This window comes from Micromonospora sp. NPDC049107 (assembly GCF_040648595.1).
Taxonomy (GTDB): domain Bacteria; phylum Actinomycetota; class Actinomycetes; order Mycobacteriales; family Micromonosporaceae; genus Micromonospora.
Genome location: NZ_JBEZEC010000008.1, coordinates 45,552 through 58,230 on the forward strand (window position 1 = coordinate 45,552; position 12,679 = coordinate 58,230).

Annotated in this window: 12 protein-coding genes; 8 read left to right on the top strand and 4 right to left on the bottom strand. The window is 73.2% G+C overall.

The window, feature by feature from the left end:
* Positions 1 to 20 precede the first annotated feature (20 nt).
* Complete coding sequence (mgrA, locus tag AB0B55_RS20200) at positions 21 to 1,016, bottom strand: L-glyceraldehyde 3-phosphate reductase (protein WP_357172842.1); 996 nt, start codon at positions 1,014 to 1,016, stop codon at positions 21 to 23.
* A 103-nt stretch (positions 1,017 to 1,119) separates the two neighbouring features.
* Between mgrA and AB0B55_RS20205 the strand changes: the two genes are divergently transcribed.
* From AB0B55_RS20205 to AB0B55_RS20235, 7 genes are all read left to right on the top strand, one after another.
* On the top strand, positions 1,120 to 1,617 hold the full coding sequence (locus AB0B55_RS20205) for a hemerythrin domain-containing protein (protein WP_357172845.1): 498 nt from the start codon (positions 1,120 to 1,122) through the stop codon (positions 1,615 to 1,617).
* Between the two features lie 55 nt (positions 1,618 to 1,672).
* Positions 1,673 to 2,917 carry a histidine kinase gene (locus AB0B55_RS20210; protein ID WP_357172848.1) on the top strand — a complete coding sequence of 415 codons (1,245 nt, stop codon included), beginning with the start codon at positions 1,673 to 1,675 and terminating at the stop codon, positions 2,915 to 2,917.
* Positions 2,914 to 3,564 carry a response regulator transcription factor gene (locus tag AB0B55_RS20215; protein WP_357172851.1) on the top strand — a complete coding sequence of 217 codons (651 nt, stop codon included), beginning with the start codon at positions 2,914 to 2,916 and terminating at the stop codon, positions 3,562 to 3,564. The genes AB0B55_RS20210 and AB0B55_RS20215 overlap by 4 nt, the downstream gene beginning before the upstream one ends.
* A 149-nt stretch (positions 3,565 to 3,713) precedes the next feature.
* Entirely contained in the window at positions 3,714 to 4,790 is a 1,077-nt protein-coding gene (locus AB0B55_RS20220) for a hypothetical protein (RefSeq protein ID WP_357127945.1), read from the top strand.
* A gap of 66 nt (positions 4,791 to 4,856) precedes the next feature.
* Positions 4,857 to 6,353: a sigma 54-interacting transcriptional regulator gene (locus AB0B55_RS20225; RefSeq protein ID WP_357172853.1), complete on the top strand. Its 1,497-nt coding sequence runs from the start codon at positions 4,857 to 4,859 to the stop codon at positions 6,351 to 6,353.
* A 2-nt stretch (positions 6,354 to 6,355) separates the two neighbouring features.
* A complete protein-coding gene (locus AB0B55_RS20230; protein ID WP_357127939.1) occupies positions 6,356 to 8,308 on the top strand; it encodes a VWA domain-containing protein in 1,953 nt (650 codons plus the stop codon).
* A 117-nt stretch (positions 8,309 to 8,425) separates the two neighbouring features.
* Positions 8,426 to 8,890, top strand: a complete 465-nt coding sequence (locus AB0B55_RS20235; RefSeq protein ID WP_357128041.1) for a hypothetical protein — start codon at positions 8,426 to 8,428, stop codon at positions 8,888 to 8,890.
* 96 nt (positions 8,891 to 8,986) lie between these two features.
* Here the strand turns inward: AB0B55_RS20235 and AB0B55_RS20240 are convergent, their stop codons facing one another.
* Positions 8,987 to 9,976, bottom strand: coding sequence for a DJ-1/PfpI family protein (locus AB0B55_RS20240; protein ID WP_357172856.1), 990 nt, complete (start codon positions 9,974 to 9,976; stop codon positions 8,987 to 8,989).
* A 19-nt stretch (positions 9,977 to 9,995) separates the two neighbouring features.
* On the opposite strand from AB0B55_RS20240, the gene AB0B55_RS20245 reads away from it, so the two are divergent.
* Complete coding sequence (locus AB0B55_RS20245) at positions 9,996 to 11,351, top strand: MFS transporter (protein WP_357127932.1); 1,356 nt, start codon at positions 9,996 to 9,998, stop codon at positions 11,349 to 11,351.
* On the opposite strand, the gene AB0B55_RS20250 is transcribed toward AB0B55_RS20245, so the two are convergent.
* Together AB0B55_RS20250 and AB0B55_RS20255 are read right to left on the bottom strand one after the other, a co-directional pair.
* Complete coding sequence (locus tag AB0B55_RS20250) at positions 11,348 to 12,058, bottom strand: RICIN domain-containing protein (protein WP_357172859.1); 711 nt, start codon at positions 12,056 to 12,058, stop codon at positions 11,348 to 11,350. The genes AB0B55_RS20245 and AB0B55_RS20250 overlap by 4 nt on opposite strands.
* Positions 12,059 to 12,120: 62 nt before the next feature.
* Positions 12,121 to 12,591 carry a YbaK/EbsC family protein gene (locus AB0B55_RS20255; RefSeq protein WP_357127927.1) on the bottom strand — a complete coding sequence of 157 codons (471 nt, stop codon included), beginning with the start codon at positions 12,589 to 12,591 and terminating at the stop codon, positions 12,121 to 12,123.
* Between the last annotated feature and the right edge of the window lie 88 nt (positions 12,592 to 12,679).

Here is a 12,679-nt window from a genome sequence, read left to right on the forward strand (position 1 = left end):
GCCCGCCCGCGATCCGGCGGTCAGCCCAACAGGCGGTCGATCTCGGCCAGGTCCTCGGTGCCCAGGTCGAGGTTGTGCACGGCGGCGACGTTGGTCTCCAACTGCTCGACGCTGCTCGCCCCGATGATGAGGCTGGTCATCCGCGCATCGCGCAGCGCCCAGGCCAGCGCGAGCTGGGCCAGGGACTGACCGCGCCGCTCGGCGACCGCGCCGAGCCCCCGGATGGTGGCCATCTTCTCGTCGCCGAGGTCGCTCTCGTTGAGAAAGACGCTGGTCCGCACCCGCGAGTCGGCCGGGATGCCCTTGAGGTAGCGGTCCGTCAGCAGGCCCTGCGCGAGCGGGCTGTACGCGATGCAGCCGGCGCCGACCTGCTCCAGCGTGTCGAGCAGGCCGTCGTCCTCGGTCCAGCGGTTGAGCATCGAGTACGACGGCTGGTTGATCAGCAGCGGCGTGCCCAGGTCGCGCAGGATCGCCGCGGCCCTCGTGGTCTGCTCCGAGTTGTAGTTGGAGATGCCCACGTAGAGGGCCTTGCCGGAGCGGACGATGGCGTCCAGCGCGCCCATCGTCTCCTCCAGCGGGGTGTCCGGGTCGAACCGGTGCGAGTAGAAGATGTCGACGTAGTCGAGGCCCATCCGGCCCAGCGACTGGTCCAACGACGAGATCAGGTTCTTACGCGAGCCCCACTCGCCGTACGGGCCGGGCCACATCAGATATCCGGCCTTGCTGGAGATGACCAGCTCGTCCCGGTACGGCTTCAGGTCGGTGGCGAGCATCCGGCCGAAGTTCTCCTCCGCCGAGCCGGGCGGCGGGCCGTAGTTGTTCGCCAGGTCGAAGTGGGTGACGCCGAGGTCGAACGCGCGCCGGACGATGTCCCGCTGGCGCTCGTACGGGCGGTCCGGGCCGAAGTTGTGCCACAGGCCGAGAGAGACGGCGGGCAGCCGCAGGCCACTGCGTCCGCTGCGCCGGTAGGTCATGGTGTCGTAGCGGTCTTCCGCGGCGAGGTAGGTCACGATCATGAGCCTAGCCCCGGTCCGGCGTGCCCGAGATCGGGCGTGGAAAGCCGGACATCGGGGTAGTTTCGACCCGACGACCGGCCCTGCACCGCGGAAAGTGAGCGACGTGGACGACATCACCGCACTGATCCTGGACGACCACGCCGCCTTCCGGCGCGGCTTCGCCCGCCTCGACGACGCCCGCGACGAGCAGGAACTGCTGGCCATCTGGGACGCCCTCGCCCTGCACCTGGACATCCACGCCGAGGCGGAGGAGGCGATCCTCTACCCGCACCTGGTCAAGCACGGCGACGACGGCGAGGACGAGACCGAAGACGCGATCGGCGACCACAACAAGATCCGGGACGCCATCGCCGAGTCCAAACTGCACCCGGTCGGCTCGAAGCCCTGGTGGGACGCGGTCGGTACGGCCCGCCGGGAGAACAGCGAGCACCTGGCCGAGGAGGAGGACGAGGCGCTGCCCGACTTCCGCCGGCACGCCGGCTTCGAGCTGCGGGCCGAACTGGGGCAGCGCTGGCTGACCTTCTACGGCGAGCACAAGAACGGCCGCGACCTGCCGTTCCGCGACAAGGACCCGCAGGGGTACGTGGCCGACCACCGCTGAGATCTCCCCGCTGCGGGGGAGTCGCGCACCCGGTCCACGCCAGCAGAATGACCGGATGACCCTCCGCGCGGCGCTGGCCCCGCTGGTCGCCGGCAGCACCTGGCGACGCGGCGTGTTCCTGCTGCTCGGCGGCGTGCTGGCCCTGCCGTACGGGGTCCTCGCGGTGACCTTCGCGCAGATGCTCACCGACTCGGAGATCCCCCGCCCGCTGGTGTACGTCCTGCTGGTGGTCGCGGCGCTGATCGCCGTGGTGCCGCTGCTGCTGGACGGCAGCCGGGCCCTGGAGATCGCGGCCGTACGGGCGCTGCTCGGCGTCGACCTGCCCGACCCGGCGCCGGGACACCGGGGCGATCGGGAGAGCCGCCTGCGCAGCGCGCTCTGGATCGCCACGCACCTCATCGTCGGCGCGCTGGTGATGACCGCGCTGTTCAGCGCCCTGCCGATGGCGCTCGCGTTCATCGCGCAGCAGTTCGGTGTGGGCGACGAGCTGACCAGCCGGGAACGGTTCGGGCCGCTGGACGGGCGGGACAGCGGCTGGCTCACCCTCGCTGGGGTCGCCCTGCTGGTGGGCCTCGGCTACGCCGTGGCCGGGCTCGGCGCGCTCGCCGTCTCGATGGCCCCGGTGCTGCTCGGACCCGCCCAGGCCGAGCGGATCGCCGCCCTGGAGGCGCGGGCCACCCGGCTCGCCGAACGCAACCGGCTGGCCCGCGAACTGCACGACTCCGTCGGTCACGCGTTGACCGTGGCGACCCTCCAGGCCGGCGCCGCCCGTGAGGTGCTGGACACCGACCCGGAGTTCGTCCGGCGCGCGCTGACCGCCATCGAGGACGCCGGCCGGACCGCGATGGACGAGCTGGACCACGTGCTGGGGCTGCTCCGCGAGACCGGCGGCGGCCGGCCCTCGGTGGCGCCACAGCGTACGCTCGCCGACCTGGACCGGCTGGTCACCGACGCCCGCGCGGCCGGGCTGACGGTCTACGACAGCCGCGCCGGCGATCCCGCGGCGGTGCCCGCGGTCGTCTCCCGGGAGGGTTACCGCATCGTCCAGGAGGGACTGACCAACGCCGCCCGCCACGGCCACGGGCCGGTGACGCTGCGGCTCGACCTGCACCGCGATGCCCTGGAGTTGGAGATGGAAAATGCCCTCGGCCGACAGCGCCGCTCCGATCCGGGTCGGGGCGGGCGGGGCCTGGACGGCATCCGGGAACGGGTGCTGCTGCTCGGCGGCCGGCTCACCGTCGGCCCGCACGGCGACCGGTGGCTCGTCCGAGCCCGCCTGCCGTACGAGGACGCCCGATGACCACCGGCGTGCTGATCGTCGACGACGACGAGCTGATCCGGGTCGGCCTGCGAGCCATCATCGACGCGCAACCGGACCTGCGAGTGCTCGCCGAGGCCGCCGACGGGGCCGAGGTGCCGCCCCTGGTCGCCCGGCACCGCCCGGACGTGGTGCTGATGGACGTGCGGATGCCCGGCATCGACGGCATCCAGGCCACCCGCCACCTGCTGGCCACCTCCGCCGACCCGCCCCGGGTGCTGGTCATCACCACGTTCGCCAACGACGAGTACGTCTACGAGGCGCTGCGCGCCGGCGCGTCCGGCTTCCTGCTGAAGCGGGCCCGCCCGGCGGAGGTCATCGAGGCGGTCCGCGTCGTGGCGGCCGGGGAGTCGCTGCTGTTCCCGGCGGCGATCCGCCAGCTCGTCGGGGCGTACGGGCCGGTGGGCGGGGACCGCCTGCAGGCCGCCCGCCTCACCGAGCGGGAGGCCGAGGTGCTGCGGCTGATGGCGACCGGCCGGTCCAACCCGGAGATCGCCGCGCACCTGGTCGTCGGGGTGGAGACGGTCAAGACGCACGTCGGCAACGTGCTGGCCAAGCTGGGCGTCCGCGACCGTACCCAGGCGGTCATCGCCGCGTACGAGTCCGGCTTCGTCACCCCGTCCGGCTGATCCCCCGGCCGAGGGCTCCCGGCCGTTCCCCCGGTCGAGGGCTCCCGGCGTTCCCTCGGCCGAGGGCTCCCGGCCGTTCCCTCGGCCGGGGGAGCGGGTTCACCGCCGCCCGGGAGGGAACCGGTCGCCGATCGGTCGAGGCTGAGAGCATGACGACGATCAATGACCTTCGAGCCCGTACCGAATCCCGCTGGCCCGACCGGCTCGCCCCGCTCGCCGCCGGTTGGCTCGGCCTGTGGGGCGTACTCGCCCTGCTCGGCACGCTCACCGGCGCCGGCTACCCGTTCGGCCCGAACGACCTCCACGGCGGTGACGTCAGCCTGCTGCGCCTGGTGCCGGTGGACGTGGCCACCCCGCTCTTCGCCGGAGTCCTGCTGACCGCCGCCGTGGCCGCCCTCGCCATGAGCCGGCCAGCGGTCCGGCCACCCGGCCCGCTGCGGGCACTGCTCGCCGGCTACGGCTGGGCGGTCGTGTTCCTGCTCGCCGTGGTCGTGCCGGACGTCCGCGTGCTGGTCATCCTCGGCTACCTGCCGATCCTGATCGTCGGCGCGCCGTTCGGCTGGCCGCCGGTCGACTACTCCGACATCTTCAACTGGGCCCTGTTCGGCCGCTTCGCCGCGCTGCTCGGCGGGCTGCTGCTGGCCGGGGCGGTGCTCGCCTGGCAACGCCGTACCGCCGCAAGCTGCGTCTCCTGCGGGCGGGACGGCACCGACCGTGGCTGGACCACCCCGGCCGCCGCCGCCCGCTGGGGTCGGTGGGCCGCCGGCATCGCGGCGATCATCCCGTTGACGTACGCGGCGATCCGGTTCGCCTGGACGGCGGGCATCCCGCTGGGCATCTCCCGGGAGTTCCTGACCGAGATGCAGGACAGCGGGCTGGTCTGGGCCGGGTTCGGGCTGGCCGCCTTCGCCACCGCCGGCGCGATCCTCACCCTCGGGCTGGTGCAGCGTTGGGGTGAAACGTTCCCCCGCTGGATGGTCGGGCTCGCCGGTCGTCGGGTGCCGGTGAAGCTGGCCGTGGTGCCGGCGACCCTGGTCGCCATCTCCGTCACCGCGGCGAGCCTCGGCCTGCTCAGCAACCCCCAGTTCTGGGAGCTCACCGGCGGGACCAGCCTGACCGGGGCGCCCATGCTGCTCTGGCCGCTGTGGGGCGTGGCGCTCGGCGCGGCCACGTACGCGTACCACCTGCGCCGCCGGGGCGCCTGCCGGCGCTGCGGCCAGGGCTGAGGGTGGCCGTGGGGGTGCCACCCGAAGCCGGAGGCGCCCCCGAAAATGTGAGCTAGCGTTACTCGGGTGACTGCGCCTACCCCGGTAATCCCGGTTCCACCGGCCGACCTGCCCGGCACGCTCGGCGCGCTACGGGCGGCCGGTCACCAGTACCGCACCGTCAAGCAGGAACTCCGCGACAACCTCCTCGCCCGGATGCGCTCCGGCGAGACCCGTTTCCCCGGCATCGTCGGCTACGACGACACCGTCCTGCCCGAGGTCGAGCGTGCTCTGCTCGCCGGGCACGACATGGTGCTGCTCGGCGAGCGCGGCCAGGGCAAGACCCGACTGATCCGCGCCCTGGGCTCGCTGCTCGACGAGTGGACCCCCGTCATCACGGGCTCGGTCCTCAACGAACACCCGATGCGCCCGCTCACCCCCGCCTCGGTCGCCCAGGTCGCCGAGGCCGGCGACGACCTGCCGATCGGCTGGCTGCACCGCTCGATGCGCTACGGCGAGAAGCTCGCCACCCCGGATACCAGCGTCGGCGACCTGATCGGTGACGTCGACCCGATCCGGATCGCCCAGGGCCGCACCCTCGGCGACCCGGAGACCATCCACTTCGGGCTGGTGCCGCGTACCAACCGTGGCATCTTCGCCGTCAACGAGCTGCCCGACCTGGCCGAGCGCATCCAGGTGGCGCTGCTCAACGTGTTGGAGGAGCGCGACATCCAGGTCCGCGGCTACCAACTCCGGCTACCGCTGGACCTGCTCCTGGTGGCCAGCGCCAACCCTGAGGACTACACCAACCGGGGTCGCATCATCACGCCGCTCAAGGACCGGTTCGGCGCGGAGATCCGTACCCACTACCCGGTCGACCTGGAGTTGGAGCTGGCGTTGATCCGCCAGGAGGCGGATCTGGTCGCGGCCGTCCCCGAGCACGTGCTGGAAGTGCTGGCCCGCTTCGCCCGCGCGGTGCGGGAATCCCCGTCGGTGGACCCGCGCTCCGGAGTCTCCGCCCGGTTCGCGATCGCCGCCGCCGAGACGGTGGCCGGTGCCGCGCTGCGTCGTGCCGGCTTGCTCGCCGCCTCCGCCGACGTGTTAGGAGGGGCCCCCTCTACAACCGCAAGCGATAACAAGGTGCCCTTCCTTGCACCGGAGGCGGCGGTGGCCCGCGTTGGTGACGCGGTGTCGGTGACCAGCACGCTGCGCGGCAAGGTGGAGTTCGAGAGCGGCGAGGAGGGACGGGAGGTCGAGATCCTGGCGCACCTGCTGCGGACCGCGACCGCCGAGACGTTCCGCGCCCACCTGGCCGGCCTCGACCTGTCCGGGTTCACCGCTCTCGTCGAGGACGGGACGGCGATCGAGACCGGCGAGCTGGTCGGCTCCGCCGAGCTGCTGCGCCAGGTGGGCACGGTGCCCGGTCTGGCCAAGGTGCTCGACCGGCTCGGCCTGGGCGACGCGCCCACCCCGGAGGAGGCCGCCGCGGCCGTGGAGTTCGTGCTGGAGGGGCTGCACCTGACCCGCCGGCTCGGCAAGGACGTCACCGAGTCCGGGCGCACCGTCTACGGCGGCCGGGGCTGACTGTGGCCGGCAACCGGTTCCGGTACGGCCAGTGGAACGGCGGGCCCGATCCGCTGGCACCCCCGTACGACGTGCGTGAGGCGGTGGACGCGGTCGGCGCCGAGGTGCTGGCCGGCGGCAGCCTGCGGCAGGCGCTGCGCGATCTGCTGCGCCGTGGCCCGCAGGGGCGGGGCGGGCTGGACGACCTGGCGGCTCGGGCGCGACGGCTGCGCCGCGAGGCGCTTCGTCGCGGCGACCTCGACGGCGCGGTGACCCGCGCACAGGCCCTGCTCGACCAGGCTCTCGCCGCCGAACGTGACGAGCTGCGGAGCCGCGACGACGACGACGCGCGGTTCGCCGAGTCGGTGCTGGACAATCTGCCCCGCTCCACGGCCCGTGCGGTCGAGGAGCTGGCCGGCTACCAGTGGGCCAGCGAGGACGCCCGTCGTTCGTACCAGCAGATTCTCGACCAGCTCCGGGACGACGTGCTCGGTCAGCGGTTCGCGGGCCTGCGGGACGCGGTGCGCGCGTCCGCCGATCCGGCCGCGCAGCAGCGGCTCGCCGAGATGATGCGGGACCTGAACGACCTGCTGGCCCGGCACGGCCGCGCGGAGGACACCACCGACGCGTTCGCCGAGTTCATGCGCCGGCACGGCGACTTCTTCCCGGAGCAGCCGGAGACGGTCGACGAGCTGATCGACGTGCTGGCCCGCCGTTCGGCGGCCGGTGAGCGGCTGATGAACTCGCTGTCCGAGCGGCAGCGCGCCGAGCTGGCCGGTCTGATGCAGCAGTCCCTCGGCGACCGGCTCGCCGGTGAGCTGTCGGCGCTCGACGCGAACCTGCGGGCGCTGCGGCCGGATCTGCGCTGGGGGCGCGGCGAGCGGGTCCGGGGCGACCAGCCGTTGGACTACGCCGACGCGGCCGGCGCGCTCGGCGAGATCGGCGAGCTGGACGACCTGCTGGATCAGCTCGACCAGGAACACCCCGGGGCCACGCTTGACGACGTGGACGTCGACGCGGTGGCCCGGACGCTGGGCCGGGACGCGGCCGACGACGTCCGCCGGCTGCGCGAGCTGGAACGCGAGCTGCGCCGGCAGGGCTGGGTGGGCCGGGACGCGGACGGGCTCACGCTCAGCCCGAAGGCCCTGCGCCGGCTCGGCGGCACGGCGCTGCGGCGGGTCTTCGCCGACCTGACGGCCGGTCCGCGCGGTCAGCACGACCTGCGTTCGGCGGGTGCGGCCGGCGAGGTCAGCGGGGCGTCCCGCCCGTGGGAGTACGGCGACGAGCAACCGCTGGACGTGGTTCGTACGCTCACCCGGGCGGTGCGCCGGGCCGGGCCGACGGTTCCGCTGCAACTCGAAGCGGACGACTTCGAGGTGGTGGAGACCGAGAAGCGTGCCTCGGCGGCGGTGGTGCTCTGCGTGGACCTGTCGTACTCGATGATCTCGCAGGGTCGTTGGGGGCCGATGAAGCAGACGGCGCTGGCGTTGGCGCACCTGATGGAGACCCGTTTTCCACAGGACGCCCTGCAGATCGTGGGCTTCGGTCGGGAGGCGACGACGCTCACCCAGCAGGAGTTGGCGGCCGTGGAGCCGGACCTGCAACAGGGGACGAACCTGCAACACGCGCTGCGGTTGGCCGCTCGGCACCTGCGCCGCCATCCGGATGCCGAGCCGGTGGTGCTGGTGGTCACCGACGGGGAGCCGACCGCCCACCTCGACCCGGACGACGGGGAGGCGCTGTTCCACTGGCCGCCGCTGCCGGAGACGATCGAGGCGACGGTCCGCGAGGTGGACCGGCTCAGCCGCTACGGTGCGACCCTCAACCTGTTCATGCTCGGCGATGACGAGGGCCTGCGCCGCTTCATCGACGCGGTGGCGAGACGCAGCCGTGGCCGCATGTTCACCCCCGACACCGACGACCTGGGCGAGTACGTGGTGTCGGACTACCTCCGCTCCCGCCAGTCCCGCCGCTGAACGGACCACCCCGTCGATCATGGAGTTGTGGTGGGTGGCAAATGCCGCTCGTCCGGGTGAATCGGGCACCACAACGCCATGATCGACGGGGTGGGGCGGTGGGGTGGGGGTGTGGTGGTGGCGAGTGGCGGGTTGCGGCGGGCTTATGACTCGGTGTTTGCCGAGATCGACGGGGTTTCTTTTGGGGCTGCCCCTCGGGGGCAGTTGAGCGCCGAGCAGATCGTGGCGCACCTGGTGGCGAACGACGAACTGATGATCCAGGCCAGCGAGGCGTTGCTCGCGGGGTCGCCGTTCGCCTACTACGAGCTGGAGGAGGACATCCACCGTCCGCAGCTCGACGCGTTGGTCGCCGAGCAGGGCGGTCTGCGCGGCCTGGCGGCGTTGCTGCACGGCACCAGCGAACGGCTGTGCGGGCTGGTCGACCAACTCGGCCTGGCGGCGGAGGCACCGGTGGAGACCCACCTGCGCGAGGGCTTCGACCTGATCGTCGACGAGCCGCTGCCCTGGTCCCGCACGCTGGACCTGCACGCGAGGGTGCACCTCCCCAAACACCAGGCCCAGCTCCACCTACTCCGGACCTGACCGCCCCCCACGGACCTCGTCGATCTTGCACTTTCTGCGGCGACAAAGGCATGTGTAAAGGGCATCTCGACGACAGCAAGTGCAAGATCGCGGGGGTCAGGCGCGGGTCAGCTCCTCGCGGGGGTGGAAGGTGCGGCGGTAGGTGGACGGGGCCACGCCGATGCGTTGGTGCAGTTGTTGACGTAGGGCTGCCGTCGTGCCGAAGCCGCAGCGGCGGGCGATCTGGTCGACGGTGAGGTCGGTCGTCTCCAGGAGGAGTCGGGCGTGGTCGGTCCGTTGCCGCAGTAGCCACTGCGCGGGGCTCAGTCCCGTCTCCAGCCGGAAACGTCGGGTGAAGGTGCGGACGCTCATCCGGGCCTGCTCGGCGAGGTCGCGCAGGGCGATCGGCTCGTGCAGGCGCTGTCGGGCCCACTCGCGGGTGGCGGCGGTGCTCGCATCGGTGGCCCGGGGGACCGGCTGTTCGATGTACTGCGCCTGCCCGCCGTCGCGCCACGGCGGCATGACACAGCGTCGGGCCGCCCGGTTGGCGATGTCGCTGCCGTGGTCGAGGCGGATGACGTGCAGGCAGAGATCGATGCCGGCGGCCACTCCGGCCGAGGTGAGCACCCGGTCGTCGACGATGAAGAGCACGTCCGGGTCGAGGTCCACCCGGGGGTGCAGGCGGCGGAACCGCTCGGCGTACGCCCAGTGGGTCGTCGCCCGGCGTCCGTCCAGCAGGCCGGCCGCGGCCAGCACGAACGCGCCGGTGCAGATCGACATGATCCGGGCGCCCCGTTGGTACGCCGACCGCAGCGCCTCGGCCACCTCCGGCTCGACGGTGCCCGAGGTGAGCGCCGCGCCGGCGTGGATGCCCGGGACGATCACCGTGTCGGCGGTGTCGAGCAGCTCCAACCCGTGGTCCGGGAGCACCTGGAAGCCGGCGGTGCTGCGGACCGGCCGGCCGCCCGGGGTGCACACCCGGACGTCGTAGCGGTACGCGTCGTCGGCGCCCCGGGCGGTGCTGAAGACCTGGGACGGGGTGCCGAGGTCGAGGCCGACGACCTGGTCGAGGGCGAGGACGGCGATCCGGTGCGGGCCACTACTCATGGCCCGATTATTGCGTACGATGGCTTTCCGGCCACTCGTCCTAGCCGGAGGCGCGGCCCAGACTGGTCGCGTGAGCAAGAATCGTCGCCTGCACCCCGCCTGGCTCGTGGCCGGTGTCGCCTTCGTGGCGCTCGTCGGCGCGGCCGGGTTCCGCGCCACGCCGTCGGTGCTGCTGCACCCGCTGCACGCGGAGTTCGGCTGGCCGCTGGCCACCATCTCCGCGGCCGTCTCGGTCAACCTGCTCCTCTACGGGCTCACCGCGCCGTTCGCCGCCGCGCTGATGGACCGGTTCGGCATCCGCCGGGTCGTCTCGGTGGCGCTGCTGCTGGTCGCCGCCGGCAGCGGTCTGACGGTGTTCATGACCGCGAGCTGGCAGTTACTGCTGTGCTGGGGCGTCCTCGTCGGCCTGGGCACCGGCTCGATGGCGCTCGCCTTCGTGGCGACCGTCACCGGGCGCTGGTTCGTCCGTCGTCGGGGCCTGGTCACCGGCGTGCTGACCGCGGGCGGGGCCGCCGGGCAACTGATCTTCCTGCCGCTGATCGCCGTGCTGGTACGCGACCACGGCTGGCGCACGGCGGCACTCGTCGTGGCCGGTGCCGCCCTGGCTGTCGTACCCCTGGTGGTGTGGCTGCTGCGCGAACACCCGGCGGATCTCGACCTGCCCGCCTACGGCGCGACCGAGGTCGTCGCGGCGCCGCCGCCGGCCGGCGGCGCGGCGACGCGGGCGCTCGGCGCGTTGGCCGCCGCGGCCCGGACGCGGCCGTTCTGGCTGCTGGCCGGCGGGTTCGCGATCTGCGGAGCGACCACGAACGGCCTCGTCGGTACGCACTTCGTGCCGGCCGCGCACGACCACGGCATGGCCGAGACCACGGCGGCGGGACTGCTCGCGCTGGTGGGGCTCTTCGACATCGTCGGCACGATCGCCTCCGGCTGGCTGACCGACCGGGTGGACAGCCGGCTGCTGCTCGGTGCCTACTACGCGCTGCGCGGGCTGTCGCTGCTGGTGCTGCCCAGCCTGTTCGCGGGTACCGCCGAGCCGAGCATGCTGGTGTTCATCGTCTTCTACGGCCTGGACTGGGTGGCCACGGTGCCGCCGACCGTTGCGCTGTGCCGCGAGTACTTCGGTGGCGCGGGCGCGGTCGTGTTCGGCTGGGTGTTCGCCGCCCACCAGTTCGGGGCGGCGCTCGCGGCCACCGGCGCGGGGCTGGTCCGCGACCGACTCGGCGACTACGCGGTGGCCTGGTACGTGGCCGGTGCGCTGTCGATCGGCGCGGCAGGGCTGTCGCTGCTGCTGCGCCGACGGCCGGGTCGACCGGTGCCGGAGGCCGTCCTCGTCGCCGCGACCGCACCCCGCGCCTGGAGCTACCGCGGTTAGCCGACCGTCCACTGTTGGGCGGGCCGGCCGTCGCAGGGCCGCTGCCGGATGTCGTTGCCGGCCTCGACGCCGTCGTCGTCGGCCTGCGCGCACTTACCGCTGTGCACCGCGACCAGCAGCACGGGGCCGGCGCCGGTGGGGGTCAGCCGCCACTGCTGGTTGGCCTGACCGTGGCACGGGAACTGTTGCAACCGCGCGCCGTCGTCACCGCTGCCGCCCTCGACATCGAGGCACTGCCCGTGGGCGGCGTTGGTCATCGTCACCGCTCCCGTCGCTACCGGGTTGACCACCCACTGCTGCTCCGGGCCGCCGGTGCAGGCGGCCAGTTCGGCCTCGGCCTTCTCGTCGTCGCCGTCGAGCCCGAGGCACAGCCCGGTGGGCGACCGCAGCACGTGGGCGCCGCTGGTGGGAACGGCCGGGGTGGCCGACGGGGTCGGCGACGGCTCGACCGAGGGCGTCGGGGTCGGCTCGGCCGCCGGGGTGGTCGGCTCGGCGGCGCTGGACGGCGTGCCGACGGCCGCCGGCACCACCGGCTCGTCGTCCCCGTCGAGCAGGCCGGTGGCGAAGACCACACCGAGGAGTACGCCCACCAGCCCGACCGCCAACGCCACCCGCAGCAGCGGGTCGGCCAGCGGGCCCGAGTTGGCTCGGCGTCGGCCGCCGTAGACGGTGCCGACGGGGTCGGGGCGTTCCTCGGGGGCGGGCATAGCCGCCATCCTCACCCACGGCGGCGGGCCGGAGCCAGCCGGACGACGGCAGCGGCGGAGTTTCAGCGGGTGGGCTGCGGGTCGGTGACGTCGGCCACAGTGGCGTCGAGGGCGGCGATCGCGGCGTCGGCGTCGACCGCCACGGCGAGACCCCGCTCGCCCGCGCCCAGGGTGATCTGCCGGCCCCGTAGCCGCTCGTCGGCGATCACCGGCCAGGCCGTGCTCGCGCCGAACGGGGTGATGGTGCCGCGCTCGTACCCGGTGGCGGTCAGCGCGCCCGCCGCGTCCGGCATGGAGATCCGCTGCACCCCGAGCAGGGCGCGCAGCTTGGGCCAGGAGATGACCCGGTCACCAGGGGTGAGCACGAACAGGTGGTCGTCCGCGCCACGGCGGACGACGATCGTCTTGACCACGTCCGGGATGGCCACACCACGGGCGGCGGCGGCCTCCGCGAGGCTGCCGACCGCGCCGTGACTGACCAACCGGTACGGCAGTCCGGCGGAGTCCAGGGCGGCGATCGCGGGCGACGGCATGTCCGCCACGGTAACCGTCGGGCCTGCTGTCGGACGGGAAACGGCAGGCGAGGACATCCCACGATTTCCCGGGTGCAGGCGTAAGGTG